Here is a 16994-nt window from a genome sequence, read left to right on the forward strand (position 1 = left end):
CGTCACTCGCTAGTTGTACTGGCTTCTATGTCTGCGCTCATGCAGCCATTGCTGCATGGTCAAGAGTCGGCTGACGATAAGGCCCGGGTAGTGCCAAAGGAAAAGTCGATTAGTTTCAATCGACAGCTCATTGTGGAGGGGCGCAATGATCGATTAAGGACAGCTATTGCTGATGTTGTCGATGATACAGCCTATGATCTATACAAGGCATTGGGAGTGGCTCCTGATCATGAGAATGCGCTGCCTATCAATATTGATATGTATGAAGCTGGCAATGCCAGCCGAGGGCTGAAAGTGCGTCCTAGTATCATTCCATTGGCGGGCGGTAAGTATCGGATCGAGTTGCTGGTGGATACGCGTGCCGGTGTCGAGAGGGAGGTATTGCAACGGGGGCTGATCGAGGTCTTGATTTATGAGCTAGGTGTCAGAAGTAATAAAGATCAGCTGGCTCCAGAGAAACAGGTGGTTGTTCCACCGTGGCTTGTATATGGTCTGTTTGAGTATATTCAATGGAAGTCAGGAGATAGTGAGCGTAGGCTCTATGATATCTTGAAAGAGAGGCCAGAGCTTTATTCCATAGATCAGGCGTTTAGGACGAATGGTAGAGATGTTCGTCAGTTTGATGATACCAAAGAGGCGTTGTTCAGGGCTTCCTCTTGCGCTTTTGTTAGTTCGCTTCTCAGGCAGAAGAATGGGGGACAGGCGATGATTTCCTTTTTGAAGGAGGTATCGCTCCATGAGGGGGAAATGGAAAACTTACTGCGCAAGCATTTCCCGGGGCTCAATGTTGGAGCCAAAGGTCTGCAGAAGATGTGGAGTCTGCAGGTAGCTGATATGGCTTCAGCCAGATTGCAGGATGTTCTGAGCATTGGTGATACAGACAGGCGCTTGTCTGAAGCTCTATTCTTGACGCTGACGGATGGCGAGGGGGTAAGCAGGCAGCTCCCCATTGATCAATTCAAGGAGCTGGAAGGGGCTAGCAGGGAAACACGCTTAAATGCGGTGAATGTCTCCAGAAATGAAATCATGCAGCTCAGTTACCGTTGCTTTCCAGCATACAGGCCACTTTTGTATGGCTATATCAAAGTGCTCGAGGATGTGGCCCTTGGAAACATGGAAGATGTCCAGCTGCGCTTGGTCAATCTGTATGAGGAGAGAAGGTTGATGAGGCTCTCCAGTGAGCGGGTCAGAGATTATTTGGATTGGTATCAATTGACTCAAGCCCGCGATATTAAGGGTGATTTTTCCGGTTATATGAAGCTCAAGGATAGGTTGGCGCAGGAGCGAGAAGTGAAAAAGGATCCAGTGATCGACAAGTATCTTGATGAGGTTCAGGCGCTCTATCAAAAAATGGAGCAGTCTGAGAGAGAGGAGTGATGATTAGCAGTTCTGAGATAACAAAAAACCCAAGGTGAGTTGCCTTAGGTTTTTTGGTTGAGAAAAAGTTAATCAGCGGTGCGGATCTCAGTCCTTGCGCTTGAGTTGTGGGAAGAGGACAACGTCACGGATAGTCGGTGCACCAGTGAGCATCATGATGAGGCGGTCGATACCGATGCCTATACCGCCAGCTGGTGGCATGCCTGATTCCATGGTCTCAACAAAGTCATGGTCAACCTTTTGAGCTTCGCCGCCAGCCTGCTCTTCAAAGCGCTGACGCTGGAGGATTGGGTCGTTTAGTTCGGAGTAACCGGGTGAAATTTCTTGGCCGTTGATGATGAGCTCGTAGACGTCAATCACTTCTGGATTCTCTGGGTTGAGTTTGGCGAGAGGGATGAGCTCTTTGGCAACGTGAGTCACAAAGCATGGGTTGAAGGTGTGTTCTTCAATGAGCTTTTCAAAAACTTGCTGAGTGACTTCGTAGTCTTCCATGTTGGCAGAAATCTCCACTCCCAAGTCGGCACATTTAGCTCTGCGCTCATCAGGGGTGAGGTTGAACCAGTCATCTCCTGCAGCTTCCTTGATTAGGTCGTGGTATGAAGCGCGCTTCCAAGGGCGTGAAAGGTCGATTGTTCGGGTGGTCTCGCCTTCTTCGTTTTTGTGTTCGATCTGAAGGCTGCCGCAGAACTTCTCTGCCAGGTGGCATGTCATTTCTTCTACCAAGTCCGCCATTTGCTCGAAGTCTGAGAATGCCCAGTAGGCTTCAAGCATGGTGAATTCCGGATTATGGCGTCTGGAGATGCCTTCGTTACGGAAGTTACGGTTGAGTTCAAAGATTTTGGTGAAACCGCCGCAGAGTAGGCGTTTGAGGTGCAGCTCTGGAGCAATGCGCAGAGTGAGGGGCATGTCCAATGCGTTGTGGTGGGTGTTGAAGGGGCGAGCTGCTGCACCGCCTGCCACATCGTGTAGCATAGGTGTCTCCACTTCAAGGAAGCCACGCTGGCTGAGGAATGCGCGGATTTCCGCGATCATCAGGGAGCGTTTCACAAAAAGATCAGCACTAGCCTGATTGGACATGAGGTCCAGATGGCGCTTACGGTATTTGGTTTCACGGTCTGAAACACCGTGCCATTTGTCTGGCATGGGTCGCAGAGCTTTGGAAAGGACAGTGAGCTTCACTACTTTGACGGAAGGTTCACCTTTACCCGTAGTGAAAGTTTCACCCTCAATCCCGATCCAGTCACCCATATCCATGAGCTTCCAAGCGGCCCATTCGGACTCGGAGATTCCCTTTTGGTTGAGATAAATCTGAATGCGTCCGTGGACATCGCCGATCGTGGCGAATACGGATTTACCCATGTCTCGGATGGCAAGCAAGCGACCAGCGATTTTCACCGGTTTATCATTCTCGAAATTCTCTTTGAGTTCACCAGGAGTGGTGGATACTTCATATTTGCTGCCGAATGGGTCAATGCCCAGTTCACGGAGCTTTTCGAGTTTCTCACGGCGTACAGCGATGAGTTCTGCTTCGGTGGATTGTGGCTGAGTTGTCTGCTCGCTCATAGGGTGGCGGAGGATAGGGGGCGAGACGGGATTTGCAATGCGGATTTTCCCTAAATTGCAAGTATTCGTAAGGTGGGGAGGGCTTTCCTGACTTGGAAGATCACAATATGATTCCAAGGCTCTGCTTCTAGGATGATTTTACTCTTGCTGAGATGGATATGAATGTGTCTAATTCGCCTCATGAGCGCATTATTGCGCTCGGGGGGATATCCTCGTTGGCGCTATTGCATCAACGAGGATATATTTTTAGATGGGCATCTCTTCATCGCCCGGGACGGGCGGAAGGAGATCCTGACGAAGAAGAAGACGTTCGATGTTCAAGTCATCCAAGAGGTCGTCTGGTGTTTGTGCGATGACACTGCAGTAAGGGGTAATTCTGTCTACTTCTGCGATCGTGCAGTGAACCATGGTGGAGACAATATCTGCATCGTACTTCTCACGTTCAAAAATGTTGGTGATACGGAATACAACACGTCTCCTGTCCAGATCGTACTCTAAGCCACCGAGATTCATTTGCTTATTGGCACGGTGCAAGAGTTCAAGAAGCAATGGCTGACGCAGCTCGTCGATATCCATGGAGGTTTCACCCACGACGCTGAGTGCGTTGAGCTGGGTAAACACCTGGGCAAACAGATGAACCCTAGTGTGGTGGGCTTCAAAAGCTGTGGTGATCACTTCTCTTCCGGCAACTTGTTCGTGGTGCCAGCCTTGCTCGTTGAAGGCATCTGATACGGAGGTGAGCTGTAGTGATGGTGGCTTCATAAGTGTGTGCTTTAAACTGTCCGAGGCTAGTTGGCTAGTCTTGAGGTGACCGCTTTTTTGAGTAGTGGGATTTTTGTCTCTGAAATGGGGTTTAAGGTCACCACGACACCGGCTGTTTTTTCTTGGTTGCTGTGTAAGATGAGATTGTTGTCTTCTATTTCCGCAGAATCGATGTCTTGCCAGAAGATGACTTGAAGGTCGGCCTGTGGTTTGAAGAAGGGGAAAATCTCAATACCTAGAGGGGTGAGAATGATGTAGGCGTGTCTGATGCATCTGAAGGCTACACGTAGACAGATGAATGCTGGAATGAGGAAAAGGAAGCTAAGCCACCAGTTCTTTTGGAAGTAGTAATCATTCCAGCCAAGGTTGAGAAAGCCGCAAAACAAAGTACCAATCGTGAGCATGAAGAAAACAGCGGCGGCGAAAAAGAAGCCTGTGGCTTGTCTGGCTCTTGTGAAACGAAGCTCTTTCTCCGGCTCTGCAATGCTTTTGGTACCTGAGCCAATCAGCTTGGAAATCATCTTCTTGCTAGTTTGTTCTGAGGTCTTGTTGGACACTTGGTTCTTGTGTGCGTGCTTGTCTCTCAGTTCAATATCAAATTGAATCAAGAATTGAAAAGGATAAGGCGTGACTGCTTTGCAGAGTATGGCAAGAAAACTGTTTGTGGAATGGGTGTTTTTAGCGTCCAGTAGTAATGATGAAATTCAAATTATTACTCACTACTTTATTGTGTGGCGTGTTTTGTAGTTCTCTCTCTGCTGAAGACGGTAAGGAAAAGGATGCAAAAGAGGAGGGCTGGATCCAGCTCTTCAACGGAAAGGATCTCACTGGATGGACTCCTAAGTTCAAGGGTCACAAGCTTGGTGAAAACTACAAGAACACCTTCAAAGTCGAAGATGGCAAGCTCATCGTCGATTATAGCAACTGGGAAAAGTGGGATGGTTCCTTTGGGCATCTTTTCTACAATAAAGAATTCGGCCACTACATTCTGCGTGCTGAGTATCGATTTGTAGGCACACAGGTCAAAGGTGGACCTGGTTGGGCGAACCGAAACAATGGTTTCATGATTCATGGCCAATCCGCTGAATCTATGAAACTCGAGCAGGATTTCCCAGATTCTATCGAGGTTCAGCTGCTAGGTGGTTTTGGAAAAGGAAATCGCGGCACTTTGAATATTTGTACTCCAGGGACTCATCTTGAAAAGGATGGCAAATTGGTCAAAGGGCATGTGATCAATGCCAATGGACCAACTTTCCATGGAGATCAGTGGGTAACTGTAGAGATTGAAGTACACGGTAGTGAAGTGATTCGCCACAAGTGCGACGGCAAGGTTGTGATCGAGTATAACAAGCCTCAATTAAATGACGGCACTCTCCTAGAGAAAGGTACGATCTCTATCCAAGCTGAAACGGCGCCTATCGAGTTCAGGAAGATTGAGCTCAAGCCTCTCAAAAAATAGACTGTTTTAATAACATAGTCACTAAATGTTTAACCTTCCTCGGCATGGCCGAGGGAGGTTTTTTATGAAATGTAGGGATGGAAAGTATCTGTGCTTGGTATCTGTGTGTAGTTTGTTAAGCACGCCCTGTAGTTCAACTGGATGCCCAAAGGGAAGTTAGTAGCGGAATGGCTCAGGAATCGCTTAGATGATAAGCAACGATTCTTGGTTTTATGTATACTTATCGGGCTGGCATGTGGTATTTCCGCGGTTTTATTCCATTGGTCAATTCATCACCTCTTCGAAAGCCTATGGAGGTTTGCTACTTCGCTTGGCGGCTGGAAATTCTATGCCGTGATGGTGGGCGCACCAGGGCTTGCAGGACTCGTTGTCGGTTTGGTGGTTAAGTTTTGCTGTAGTGATGCAGCAGGTAGTGGTATCCCGCAGACTAAGTTAGCCTATTATAACCGCGGTGGTCACATCAGCAGTATGACTGGCTTCTGGAGATTTGTACTGAGTAGCATCTATTGCGGATTAGGGAACAGTCTTGGACGGGAAGGACCCACAGTTCATATGTCCTCAGCCATTTCATCACGTCTTGGGAGATGGATGTTCAATGATAAGAATCGAGTGCGGTCCGCATTGCCTGTGGGGATGGCGGCTGGTATTGCGGCAGCTTTTAATGCTCCTTTGTCCGCGATTACCTTCGTGTTTGAGGAGCTTCTGGATAACTTCTCGATGAAGGCTCTTGGGGGCATTGTTGTGGCTGTGGTTATTGCTGCGGCTGTGAGTAGGACTTTGCTTGGTGAAGACCCGATTCTGGATAGCCATTTTATCAATGAAGAGTTTATTACCTCACCATGGATGGTCGTAGGTATTCCGATGGGAGTGATTGCAGGTTTGTTAGGTCATGTCTTTGTCAGTTCTGTGCTAGGAGTCAGAGGGCTCTGTAAGAACCGTTTTGCAAAATGGTCTTGGCTTACGCCAGCAGTCGGTGGTGTTTGTTGTGGCTTGGTTGGTTTGTTGGCATTACAGCTGACAAGTGGTTATGGTGATCCCCATAACTCAGTATTCAGTATTGGATATGAGAGTTTAGAGAGAGCGTTTGAAGATAAGCTCGTATGGCAGGTGATCATTATCTTGCTGGTCTGTAAATTTGTGGCGGTAGTTCTAAACTATGGTACCGGAGGGTCCGGAGGTCTATTTTCGCCGACGCTCTATTTGGGGGGGATGTTGGGAGGCCTTGTGGGATTATTGGTCGTGTTGTCGAATGGCTTTTTTGATTTCCCGGACTGGCCTGGAGCGCACCAAGTGATCGGTGGTTGTGTCTTGTTGGGGATGGGGGCCATGTTCAGCGCAGTCGTGAGATGCCCATTTACCTCGCTTATTATCATCTTTGAAATGACGAGAAACTACTCGCTTATCCTGCCTTTGATGGCTGGGAATATGCTGGCTTGGTCAATTTCAAGGAAGCTCAGGCCGGTAGCTATTTATGATGCTTTGTTGGTTCAAGATGGTGTAAATTTAAAAACCTTTGCAGCTTACCGCGGTTCTCAGGATTACCGTAAATTGCCGGTATCCACCATCATGACCTACGATGTGACCACCCTTGATGTCTCCAAGACAGTGGAGGAGACAGTGAGGGATTTTGGAGCCCAAGGCTTGATATACCACTCTTACCCTATTCTCAATGAAGAGGGGGAGCTTGAGGGGATCGTGACTCGGCATGAAATTGAGGAGGCAGATGCAGAAACCTTGATTGGTTGGCTTATCACAGATCAGGAACTCTTGACGGTTCCGCCAGAGTGTTCGATTCGTGATGCGGCTCAGTTGATGATCTCCAAGAATTACCAGCAGGTGCCAGTGGTCTCTCTAGCTCAACCTAAGAAACTATTGGGTGTGATCACCCTGAATGATATCGCTAGGCAGCAGAATGCATCCGTTTTGTAGGGGAGTCTGCTAATTATTGATTGCCGTCTACGAGAGTTAGGGGGATGGTTGTTCTATGAGACAATCTGTGCGTGACATGCTCCATGGCGGAGTGGATCACTCTAGGCTGGAGGCTAAGTATTCCAGCCTTCTGAATGAGAAGAGAACATCCATAGGCTATCCTGTGAATCAGGACTGGGATTTCAGTGAATTGTTTAAATTTCTGGAAGTCCCAGTGAATAACGTAGGTGATCCCTTTCAGCATTCAAATTACAAACTGAACACGCTGGAGTTTGAACAAGAGGTCATAGATGCCTTCGCGCATTTCACCCAAGCGCCAGATGATCAATGTTGGGGTTACGTAACTAGTGGTGGAACGGAAGGTAATATGTATGGACTCTATTTGGCCCGTGAACTTTACCCAAAAGGAATGGTGTATTTCTCGGAGGAAACCCACTACAGCGTTGCAAAGATTTTGAGACTCCAGCATACGCCGAGCATCATGCTTCGCGCCCAGGAGAACGGGGAAATGGATTATGAGGATTTAAGGGAATCTCTTCGGATCAACAGACACCTGCCACCCATTCTCTTTGTTAACATCGGTACAACCATGAAGGGGGCGATTGATAACCTGGATAAGATCAAGGAGATCCTCAATGACTTGGCGATTCGGGATTATTACATCCACTGTGATGGAGCCTTGCATGGCATGGCCATGTCTTTCATAGACAATCCTCCCGCCTGGAACTTTGCGGATGGGGCCGATAGCATTTCTATTTCTGGTCACAAATGGCTGGGTGCTCCCATTCCTTGTGGCGTGGCCTTAGCGAAAAACTCTCATGTTGAGCGGATATCAAGGGCAGTGGAGTATGTAGGGGTTATGGATACTACGATCACTGGCTCACGAAGCGGGTTTAGCCCGTTGATGCTCTGGTATGCTCTTCGGAGGCACGGAGAGGCAGGTCTGAGAGATATGGTGAGAAAAAGCATTGAGTTGGCCAGCTATGCCGTGGAGAGATTTCAGAATGATGGTGTCGAAGCGTGGCGAAATAGTAATTCACCAATCGTCGTCTTTCCTAGACCTGGTAAAAAAATCATTGAAAAATGGGCCATCGCGCCGAGTGGTGGCATCGGGCATATCGTCTGTCTTCCTCACATGGATAGGGCGGTCGTTGATGAATTCATCGAAGATTATCTAAGCGAGAAACAATCAAAAGCATGAAGCAAATTATCATACCTACAGAAGGGCATGTCGGCGAGTTGGCCGATGTCATGGAAGCTCTGGGTGACATTAACCTTCTTGATATCGATGCCAAGGAGGATGACGATCATGGCTTTATTCTCATTAGTGTAGATCGCTATGATGATGCTCTCAGGCGTCTGCGTGCTGTAGGCTATCGCCCGGTGACGGAGGATGCCCTAGTAATCAGGCTCAAGGATGAACCTGGAGCGTTGGCTGCCGTGGCAAAGCGCTTCAAGGAGGCGGAGATCAATTTGAGAAGTATACATATTCTCAGACGCCGCAAAGAATATGTGGATGTCAGTCTGGTAACAGATTGTAATGAGGCCGCTGTAGCAGTTGTAGAGGATTTGGTTGTTAGGAAGAGTTAGTCTATATGTTTAAGTTGGAGAGTAAATATTCACCTCAAGGTGATCAGAGTCAGGCTATTGCTAAACTGGTGAAGTCTTTGCGATCTGGAAATAGGCACCAAACGTTGCAGGGTGTAACAGGCTCTGGGAAGACATTCACCATGGCGAATATCATCAAGGAGGTGAACAAGCCAACCTTGATTATGAGTCACAATAAGACTCTAGCAGCTCAGCTGTATTCTGAGTTTAAGACCTTCTTCCCCAGCAACGCGGTTGAATATTTTGTAAGTTACTTCGATTATTATCAACCTGAGGCTTACATCCCGAGAACAGACACCTACATCGAAAAAGACAGTTCGATCAATGATGAGATCGAGCGTCTGCGTCTCAGTACAATGGGTAGCCTGATCACGAGGCAAGATGTTATCGTTATTGCTTCAGTCAGTTGTATTTATGGTTTGGGGTCTCCTGAGGATTATCAGGACATGATGTTGCCCATGCGCGTAGGGCAGGAAATTGGGCGTGATGAGTTTTTAGCCAAACTGGTAGATCTACTCTTTGAGAGAAATGACATCAGCTTTCAACGAGGGCAATTTCGCGTTAGGGGAGATGTAGTAGAAATTCGTCCTGCTTATCTGGAGGATACTGCCATTCGTGTTGAGTTCTTCGGGGATGAAATTGACAGGATCTCTGAGATAGATGCGATCTCTGGCAGCAAGAGGGGGGATATGGGGAGTTATACTTTCTTCCCGGCCAAGCAGTTCGTTACCACTGGTGAGAGAATGAAGAAGGCGATCGTGGCCATCCGCAAGGAGATGAAGGAGCGGGTGGCTTGGTTTGAAAAAGAGGGGAAGCTTATCGAAGCGCAGCGTCTGAGGATGCGGACGGAATACGACATCGAGATGATGCAGGAAATGGGGTTCTGTCAGGGGATTGAGAATTATTCACGCCACATTACGGCCAGAGAGCCAGGGGCTACGCCATACACCTTGCTGGACTTTTTCCCTGACGACTATCTGTTGCTGGTGGATGAGAGTCATGTGACCATACCACAGGTTGGGGGCATGTTTGAGGGTGATAAGAGTCGCAAGACGGTTCTAGTGGAGCACGGCTTCCGCTTACCCAGTGCTCTTGATAACCGGCCTTTGAGATTCGAGGAGTTTATGAAGCATACCAACCAGCGAGTCTATGTTTCAGCCACTCCGGGCCCATTTGAAATGATCAATTCACGGCCTGAAAATAAGCGCTTCATTCCATGGAAGCGTGGTGAGCAGTCTGCTAACATGGCGATTAAGCAAATTCGTGGACAGGTGACTGCCAGTCCTTCTGCCGAGACTTTGGATGAGTTTGAGGTTTCCAAGCGTGGTACATCACTGATTGTTGAGCAGATTATTCGTCCGACTGGCCTGCTGGATCCAATATTAACTTTAAAGCCGTTGAAGGGGCAGATTGATGAAACCATCGAACTTTGCCGGGACAGGGTTGAGAAGGGGGAGAGAGTTTTGGTGACAACGCTCACCAAAAAGACGGCGGAGGACCTCACAGATTACCTTCACGGGGTTGGGTTGAAGGTGAGGTATATCCATGCTGATATTGATGCTATTGAGAGGGTCGAGATCTTGAGAGCCTTGCGAGCAGCAGAGTTTGATGTGCTCGTGGGCATTAACTTGCTCAGGGAGGGCTTGGACCTTCCGGAGGTCTCTCTCGTTTGCATACTGGATGCAGACAAGGAGGGGTTCTTGCGTAATGAAACTAGTTTGATCCAGACCGCGGGACGTGCCGCAAGACATGTCCATGGTGAGTGTGTTCTGTTTTGTGACAAGATTACAGACTCTATCCAGCAGCTGTTGGATGTGACCGAGTACAGGCGAAACCGCCAAATCGAGCATAACAAGGAGCACGGGATTACGCCCCAGAGTGTCGTGCGGGCCGTTCAGCAAAGCCTGCACATGCATTCAGAACAGCAAAAGGAAGCAGCCGGTCTTAATCAGTCAATCGTTGCTGAAGATGAAGCTAGCTATAATGCGCTTCAGGTTCTCTCCGAGTTAGAGGAAGAGATGAGAGATGCTGCGAGTAAGTTGGAGTTTGAGAGGGCGGCGCACTTGAGGGACCAAATTTCCGAACTAAAAAGGCGCGCTGGAAATTCCAGCAGCGCCTCTGATAAAAAGAAAGTGGATTACCGAAACCCTTAATAGCTTCTATTTGTCCTCTGCGGCTTCCTCGTCACCGAAGTAACTTTTGATGTAGCCAAACTCTACGAGGGTGTCTTCCCAGGATGCGATATGCGCTGGTGACAATTGGTAGACGCGACGACCTTTGGCGAGCCACTGGTCAGCAGCAGAGACGTCTCCCTTGTAGTAATTGTAGGCAGCATTCGCATAGTAATAGTATGGGGAGTCATCCATGAATCCCTGCTGGTTAGCCAGCTCCGCAATGACTTGTTCATGCTTCTTCTTCTCATCCTCGTTCTCTGCTTTGTCTGCAAGACGGATGTGGCAGAGCATGATCTTGAAATCCACGAGTCTCTTCATCCCGATGTCTCTATCCGGGATGTCAGGTTTGATGGTTTCGAAGAGTTTAAGTGCATCGCTCCATTTATTGGTAACGAAGTCAATTTCGGCCAAGTTGAAGAGAATATTGTATTTGGGACCGACTACTTTAACAGCCTGGTCAAAGCTCTCGCGGGCAGAAGCAAAATCACGGATCTCTACATAACAGGCGCCCTTGAGTACGAGAGCCTGAGGATCATTTTTGAAGATCTCATCCATTTTACGTACCAGATCGAGAGTTTCAAAGATACGCTTGTTCTGGAACAGTTTGGCGGCTTCATTGCGCATCTTGAGGTACTTGATGCGTTCTTCCTTCGGGAGGTTCTCAAAGCTTTTGCTAATTTCTTTAAGGAGGTTATCCGCCTCAGCTTTATTCATGTTGGGTTTGGCCTCAGCCTTCTTATTATCCACAGCCTGTGCAAAGGCTGAGCATGAGAAGACTAGAGATAGCGTTATGAGGGAGCCGATTTTCATGATGCTGGGTATTTATGGTTTCTGGTAGGTAATAAAATCTGAATATGATGATTTATCAAGGAGGGTCTGCACTGTAGAGCTTATTTTTTAGAATATACTGCTGAACGGCCGGATTCAACCACGCGATGCTACTTGCCGACTTTGGATGATTCCGAATCGCAGTGGCTGAGGCAGGGTGAATGCCCTGTAAAAGAGTGCACTGGTATTGCTCGTATTCTTGCGGTTTGTCTTGATTGCGGGTGTACACAATAAATTTGACCAGTGAGGCAAAGTGGTCAGGCCTGTTCCAGCGTGGCAGAGAGTTCCATTGGTCGGTTCCCATCAGCCAGTATAACTCAGCAGCCGGGTAAAGGGTTTTGAAGTGTTCCGCTGTTCTCCAGGAGTATGAAGGAGGTGGTGAGCATAAGTCGAAATCGTCTACCTCTGCCCATTCGAAGCCCTGGGTGGCTAGTTGGCACATGGCTAGTCTGTGTGCATCTGCTGTGGGAGACCCACCCATTTTATGAGGCGACTGCTTGCAGGGGAGAAAGATGACTTTGTCTAGGCTACATCTTCTCTTGGCTTCTGCTGCAATGTAGGTGTGTCCGAGATGAATCGGATCAAATGTCCCTCCAATAAGGCATATTTTAGTTTTCTGAACGGGCATCAGCAGGTAGGAAGTGGGCGTGAATTTTTTAGAATGTTTCTGGGTAGCACTCAAGTTAGGTCTGACTTCGTTTGGTGGTCCAGTTGCTCATTTAGCTTATTTCAGAGAGGAGTATGTTATCAAACGCAAATGGGTGAATGAAGAGAGATTTGCTGAGTTGATAGCTGTTTGCCAGTTTCTTCCAGGACCTGCAAGTAGCCAATTGGGGGCTGCTGTAGGATATGAGAGAGCTGGCTGGTTAGGTGGTTTCTTTGCTTGGCTGGGATTCACGTTGCCATCGGCTCTATTAATGACGGCCTTGGCAGTTGGGTTGTCTTCGGTTGAGGAACTGGTAGGTAATGGCTGGGTGCATGGTTTGAAGGTGGCTGCTGTAGCTGTGGTGGCTGTGGCAATATTTGGCATGAAGCGAAAGTTGTGCCCGACCTGGCCGAAGAAAGGGGTGGCTGTTGCTGCCCTGTTGGTTCTGATGGTTGTTGAACAGGCTTGGATGCAGCCATTGGTGATCTTGGGTGGATGTGTGGTCGGTGCTATATGGTTCTCCAAGTATGCGAGAAAGACCGAAAGGTTGGAGAATGCACGCAAACCCTATTTGGCAATCGGGACCATTTTAGTCATGGTCATGGTATTGGTTTTATTGCCTTACTTCATAGGTGACTCAGAGGGGGGCAAAGCTTTTGCTGGAATCGTAAGGTCTGGAGCACTGGTCTTTGGTGGAGGTCATGTCGTATTGCCATTGCTGGAGGCAGAGATGGTCTCTACGGGGTACATGGCAAGAGATACGTTTCTAGCTGGGTATGGAGCGGCTCAGGCCGTTCCTGGGCCTATGTTTAGTCTGGGGGCTTACTTGGGTGGGGTCTTGTCGCTTGGTGGTAATCCATGGTTGGGTGGGGTTCTGGGAACCTTAGCTATTTTTGGTCCGGGACTAATTCTGCTGTCAGCAGGTTTGCCTCTATGGAATAGAATCAAGCATATACCGCGAGCGCAGGGGGCGGTTGTCGGTGCCAATGCTGTTGTTGTAGGGTTGTTAGGAGCGGCTCTCCTTCACATGATAATGGGAGGTGTTCTACATGGTTGGGTCGATTATCTCCTTGCGGTAGTCTACTTTGTCATTATTGGAACGAGAAAGCTGCCTATATGGCTGGTGATTGTCATCGCAGCTGTATTAGGAGGTGTTATTTGGGGATGAGTATCCGTTCATTAGTAGCTTGGCTGCGAGAATGTTATCGCGAAGACAGGAGTCGTGCGGGTGTACGTGATTTTTATGGCAGCGATGTGATGCATCGCAGGATGACCCGTGATGAGGAAAAGCTACTCAATGATCTGTTGGAATCGGAGCATTTGCCGCCGCGCTATGCCGAGAAGGCTAGTGCTTATGCTCAACTTCACAGTAAAGAACGAGATCTGATATATGGGGCTCTGCTTGTATGCGGAAAATCCATGGGGAGGGTTTATCGAGCTCCATTAATCATAGTAGAAGCTGAATTTCTACATGAGGATAGCTCAACTGGATTCTCTTTGAAATCAGGTACATGGAGGTTGAACCCCTGTGCGATGGAGCTACTGGATGGCAATGATGGTTTAGAAGCTGAATTGCTTCAGGTCTTGTCGAGCGAGTGTCTGAGCCATGAGGTTGTCGGGGATATACGTCGTTCGATAGAGGTGCATTGCACAGGGGTAGAAACGAGGAACTTGTTAGATTGGCCCTATTTGTTGAAGTCAAAGCAGGTAGAGGATGCTGGTCGCGACTCAAGCATTACAGTATTGCCTGCCTGTGGACTAGCCAATGTGACCAAGTCGGTATCTGCCCGAGGGGTTTTGAATGAGTTGGGGAGTATGACTACCTATACCGATCAAGCTTTTTCGCGGCCGCTCAGAGCTCTCTATAGTGGTGAGCAATTTAAGAACAAAGTGGATGATACGAATGCTCTTATGGTGCCTACTACCTTGAGCATACCGCAAGAGCGCATACTGAGATCCGTCAGGTCGAATGCTTTGACTGTTTGCTATGGACCTCCAGGAACTGGAAAATCCTTCACTTTAGCAGCAATAGCCTTGGACCATGTAGCAAGGGGGGAGAGGGTATTGGTAGTCTCAAGAGGGGACCACGCAGTCGATGTCCTGCATCACAAAATAGATAGCATGCTGGAAGCTGGTGAGGCAACTGTGCGAGCTGGGAGAAAGCATTATCTACGAGAGTTAAAAAGTTATTTGGAACTCTGCCTGTCCGGAAGGACCGTGGACGGAATTGAATTGGTGAACTTGGGACAAAGGGAGTTAGAGATTGAAGAACAGATCGCTCGAATTCAAAAGGTGGAGCGTGATCTAGAACGTGAGTTTGCAGCTTCTATTTCTCGTGGAGCCGTCATGGCTAAACCTGATAAGGGATGGTTTGATGATCTGCGTAATTATTTGTCAAAACGTTCTGTAAGTAAAAGGCCGCTGCTGGCTGAGATGATGATGTATCTTGAGCAATTACATGCAGAGCGAGAAAAGATGGTCAGGGAGTATGGTCGTCTCGAGCGTCAGTGCCGGCTCGTAAAGATTCTGGACTCTCCAGGATCACGCAAGGATCTGAAAGCCTTGCTGGAGGGAATGCGGAAACTCCAAGGTCACAGGCAAGAGGAGATTTTTAAAACAATAGATTTCAGTCTCATTTACGAAGCTTTGCCTATTTGGCTGACCAAGTGCGACGACCTGCATCGTGTGCTACCCTTAACCAGAGAGCAATTCGATGTAGTCATTATTGATGAAGCAAGCCAATGTGATTTAGCTAGCGTCATGCCTGCTTTACAACGCGCAAAAAGAGCTGTTATTGCAGGTGATACTAAACAGCTGAGGCATGTCAGTTTTGTCTCTGAGAACCTGTTACGACAGCATGCGATGAAATCATCCATAGATGCCGAGACGCTGGAGTCCTATCATTACAGGAAGAGAAGTCTGATGGATGTGGCTTGCGATCAAGTTTATGCTGCAGATCAAACAGGTTTTCTTGATGAACATTTTCGCAGTCATCCTTCGATTATATCATTCAGTAATAAGCGTTTTTACCATGATTCTTTAAAGCTGATGAGAGAACAGCCTTGGGTGAGTTCTCAGGATCAACTGTTTGGTCACCGTTGCAGAGGTGTTAGGGGTGGAGATGGAGTCAATCAGGCAGAGGTGCACGCTATAGTCAAGGAGCTGAGGAAAATAGCACAAAAGGAGATCATGCTGCCAGTGCATGCATGTTGTAAAGTGGGAGTGCTGTCTCCCTTCAGAGCCCAAGTGGATGCCATTATGCAGGCTGTCCAAGAGGAGCTGTCCAGTAAGGAGCTTGATCGATTAATGAGGGGGCATCAGCTGGCGATAGGTACAGCTCATCAATTTCAGGGGGAAGAGCGAGATGTGATGCTCATCTCGCTATGCCTTACTTCAGCTTGTAGTCAGCAGACACGCCGCTTCCTGGAGCGTGAAGACGTATTCAATGTATCAATAACGAGAGCCAAGCTGTTACAGCGTGTGTATTACTCGATTGATTCATCGTCTCTCCCGTTAGATAGCTTGTTGGGGGATTATTTGAGGCATGTCAGTGAAGGTTCTAACAATTATTTTTCTAGCGGTTCTGAGGCTATGGATGCTTTTGCCAATGAGGTGGCGATGAGGCTCCAGAAACTAGGTGCTCAAGTCATTCAAGAGGGGGTAGTAGCTGGAATGGATGTGGATCTTGTGTTGATCCATAGATCCAAAGTTCTAGGAATTGATTTGGTAGGGTTTCCGGGAGCTATGTTAGGCGCTATAGCGCAAAGAAAAGCCCAGCTGTTAGGACGGACTGGCTTGCGGATGTTACCTCTTGGCTACGTGGAGTGGCAGAGTAGAACAGAGGATTGCCTGCGTTTGATTAGTGGTCAGCTAGGACTTAAGCTTATTTCTTGATCTTACTCGTGCTGGCCGAGGAGGATGAAGTTCTGTAGGCACCAGGGGCTAGACCTACTGTAGCATGAAATTGTCGTGTGAATGCAGACTGATCGCTATAGCCGCATTCTTGTGCAACTTGAGCGATGGGCTTTTTTGAAGTCGTAAGCAAACGTGCTGCGGCTTCCAGTCTAGTTTTACGAATGAACTGAGAAGTGGTTAACTTGAAGACCTTGCGCATGCGTCTGTCCAGCTGTGTAACGGAGAGGTTTATCTTCGCGGCCATTTCAGCGATCTTCAGGTCGTCGGAGTAATGTTTGTGAATATACTCCACTGTTCTGAAGAGGCCTGCGAATTTGAGGTCTTCGTCACAGGGAGTCTGCAGGTCACGTGAAATGGATGCGATGCCAATGATATTGCCATCTTTGCCTTCCAGAGGGAACTTGCTGGCTAGGTACCAACCGATTCCGCCTTTGCTATTCGTGACGAGTTCCACGCGGTCAATGATATCATTTCCCGTCTCATAGACGATATTGTCCTGGTCGCGGTAAATATCTGCCAAGTGCTTCGGAAACAGGTCATAGGCGGTCTTGCCAATGATATCATTCACAGATTTGAGGTTGAGCCGGTCTGCGAAGGCCCTATTTGCCGCAATGTAGCGATGATCTCTATTTTTTATACAGAACAGAATATCAGGAACTTGTGCAAATAGTCTTTCTCCGATGATGGGAGTGGCTAGTTGGGATAGGAACTCTTCTCTGTATTTATTCGGCAT

Annotated in this window: 14 protein-coding genes; 8 read left to right on the forward strand and 6 right to left on the reverse strand. The window is 48.1% G+C overall.

Annotated features, from left to right (window positions below):
• Positions 1 to 27 precede the first annotated feature (27 nt).
• Positions 28 to 1377, forward strand: a complete 1350-nt coding sequence (locus BUB27_RS08025) for a hypothetical protein (RefSeq protein WP_143183296.1) — start codon at positions 28 to 30, stop codon at positions 1375 to 1377.
• A gap of 87 nt (positions 1378 to 1464) precedes the next feature.
• Here BUB27_RS08025 and lysS read toward each other — a convergent pair whose 3' ends face one another.
• The 3 genes from lysS to BUB27_RS08040 all read right to left on the reverse strand — a co-directional run bounded on the left by lysS (position 1465) and on the right by BUB27_RS08040 (position 4310).
• Positions 1465 to 2940 carry a lysine--tRNA ligase gene (lysS, locus tag BUB27_RS08030; RefSeq protein WP_143183297.1) on the reverse strand — a complete coding sequence of 492 codons (1476 nt, stop codon included), beginning with the start codon at positions 2938 to 2940 and terminating at the stop codon, positions 1465 to 1467.
• Positions 2941 to 3186: 246 nt separating this feature from the next.
• Positions 3187 to 3702, reverse strand: a complete 516-nt coding sequence (locus tag BUB27_RS08035) for a YbjN domain-containing protein (RefSeq protein ID WP_143183298.1) — start codon at positions 3700 to 3702, stop codon at positions 3187 to 3189.
• A 26-nt stretch (positions 3703 to 3728) separates the two neighbouring features.
• On the reverse strand, positions 3729 to 4310 hold the full coding sequence (locus tag BUB27_RS08040; protein ID WP_143183299.1) for a hypothetical protein: 582 nt from the start codon (positions 4308 to 4310) through the stop codon (positions 3729 to 3731).
• An 86-nt stretch (positions 4311 to 4396) separates the two neighbouring features.
• Between BUB27_RS08040 and BUB27_RS08045 the strand changes: the two genes are divergently transcribed.
• The 5 genes from BUB27_RS08045 to uvrB all read left to right on the forward strand — a co-directional run bounded on the left by BUB27_RS08045 (position 4397) and on the right by uvrB (position 10851).
• Complete coding sequence (locus tag BUB27_RS08045; protein WP_200797087.1) at positions 4397 to 5161, forward strand: 3-keto-disaccharide hydrolase; 765 nt, start codon at positions 4397 to 4399, stop codon at positions 5159 to 5161.
• A gap of 336 nt (positions 5162 to 5497) precedes the next feature.
• A complete protein-coding gene (locus tag BUB27_RS08050; protein ID WP_159434870.1) occupies positions 5498 to 7090 on the forward strand; it encodes a chloride channel protein in 1593 nt (530 codons plus the stop codon).
• Positions 7091 to 7166: 76 nt separating this feature from the next.
• On the forward strand, positions 7167 to 8291 hold the full coding sequence (locus BUB27_RS08055) for a histidine decarboxylase (protein WP_234991730.1): 1125 nt from the start codon (positions 7167 to 7169) through the stop codon (positions 8289 to 8291).
• A complete protein-coding gene (locus tag BUB27_RS08060; protein ID WP_143183302.1) occupies positions 8288 to 8680 on the forward strand; it encodes an ACT domain-containing protein in 393 nt (130 codons plus the stop codon). Before BUB27_RS08055 ends, BUB27_RS08060 begins: the two co-directional genes overlap by 4 nt.
• A gap of 5 nt (positions 8681 to 8685) precedes the next feature.
• A complete protein-coding gene (gene uvrB, locus BUB27_RS08065) occupies positions 8686 to 10851 on the forward strand; it encodes an excinuclease ABC subunit UvrB (RefSeq protein ID WP_143183303.1) in 2166 nt (721 codons plus the stop codon).
• 6 nt (positions 10852 to 10857) lie between these two features.
• Here uvrB and BUB27_RS08070 read toward each other — a convergent pair whose 3' ends face one another.
• Positions 10858 to 11682, reverse strand: a complete 825-nt coding sequence (locus BUB27_RS08070) for a tetratricopeptide repeat protein (protein ID WP_143183304.1) — start codon at positions 11680 to 11682, stop codon at positions 10858 to 10860.
• A gap of 55 nt (positions 11683 to 11737) precedes the next feature.
• A complete protein-coding gene (gene nadD / locus BUB27_RS08075) occupies positions 11738 to 12328 on the reverse strand; it encodes a nicotinate (nicotinamide) nucleotide adenylyltransferase (RefSeq protein WP_143183305.1) in 591 nt (196 codons plus the stop codon).
• Between the two features lie 19 nt (positions 12329 to 12347).
• On the opposite strand from nadD, the gene chrA reads away from it, so the two are divergent.
• Both chrA and BUB27_RS08085 read left to right on the forward strand, forming a co-directional pair.
• The gene (gene chrA, locus BUB27_RS08080; RefSeq protein WP_159434871.1) at positions 12348 to 13514 is read left to right on the forward strand and encodes a chromate efflux transporter; all 1167 of its coding nucleotides are present in this window, start codon (positions 12348 to 12350) and stop codon (positions 13512 to 13514) included.
• Complete coding sequence (locus BUB27_RS08085) at positions 13511 to 16240, forward strand: DEAD/DEAH box helicase (RefSeq protein WP_159434872.1); 2730 nt, start codon at positions 13511 to 13513, stop codon at positions 16238 to 16240. Before chrA ends, BUB27_RS08085 begins: the two co-directional genes overlap by 4 nt.
• On the opposite strand, the gene BUB27_RS08090 is transcribed toward BUB27_RS08085, so the two are convergent.
• Positions 16230 to 16994, reverse strand: coding sequence for an AraC family transcriptional regulator (locus tag BUB27_RS08090; protein ID WP_143183308.1), 765 nt, complete (start codon positions 16992 to 16994; stop codon positions 16230 to 16232). The two genes, BUB27_RS08085 and BUB27_RS08090, sit on opposite strands and share 11 nt — an antisense overlap.

The sequence above is a fragment of the Rubritalea squalenifaciens DSM 18772 genome (genome assembly GCF_900141815.1).
GTDB classification, from domain to species: Bacteria; Verrucomicrobiota; Verrucomicrobiia; order Verrucomicrobiales; family Akkermansiaceae; genus Rubritalea; species Rubritalea squalenifaciens.

What these genes read in the sequence shown, in the direction of transcription:
- BUB27_RS08025 (WP_143183296.1), top strand. Translation starts at nt 28, where the DNA reads ATGTCTGCGCTCATGCAGCCATTGCTGCATGGTCAAGAGTCGGCTGAC.
- lysS (WP_143183297.1), bottom strand. Translation starts at nt 2,940, where the DNA reads ATGAGCGAGCAGACAACTCAGCCACAATCCACCGAAGCAGAACTCATC.
- BUB27_RS08035 (WP_143183298.1), bottom strand. Translation starts at nt 3,702, where the DNA reads ATGAAGCCACCATCACTACAGCTCACCTCCGTATCAGATGCCTTCAAC.
- BUB27_RS08045 (WP_200797087.1), top strand. Translation starts at nt 4,397, where the DNA reads ATGATGAAATTCAAATTATTACTCACTACTTTATTGTGTGGCGTGTTT.
- BUB27_RS08050 (WP_159434870.1), top strand. Translation starts at nt 5,498, where the DNA reads ATGGTGGGCGCACCAGGGCTTGCAGGACTCGTTGTCGGTTTGGTGGTT.
- BUB27_RS08055 (WP_234991730.1), top strand. Translation starts at nt 7,167, where the DNA reads ATGCTCCATGGCGGAGTGGATCACTCTAGGCTGGAGGCTAAGTATTCC.
- BUB27_RS08060 (WP_143183302.1), top strand. Translation starts at nt 8,288, where the DNA reads ATGAAGCAAATTATCATACCTACAGAAGGGCATGTCGGCGAGTTGGCC.
- uvrB (WP_143183303.1), top strand. Translation starts at nt 8,686, where the DNA reads ATGTTTAAGTTGGAGAGTAAATATTCACCTCAAGGTGATCAGAGTCAG.
- BUB27_RS08070 (WP_143183304.1), bottom strand. Translation starts at nt 11,682, where the DNA reads ATGAAAATCGGCTCCCTCATAACGCTATCTCTAGTCTTCTCATGCTCA.
- nadD (WP_143183305.1), bottom strand. Translation starts at nt 12,328, where the DNA reads ATGCCCGTTCAGAAAACTAAAATATGCCTTATTGGAGGGACATTTGAT.
- BUB27_RS08085 (WP_159434872.1), top strand. Translation starts at nt 13,511, where the DNA reads ATGAGTATCCGTTCATTAGTAGCTTGGCTGCGAGAATGTTATCGCGAA.
- BUB27_RS08090 (WP_143183308.1), bottom strand. Translation starts at nt 16,994, where the DNA reads ATGCCGAATAAATACAGAGAAGAGTTCCTATCCCAACTAGCCACTCCC.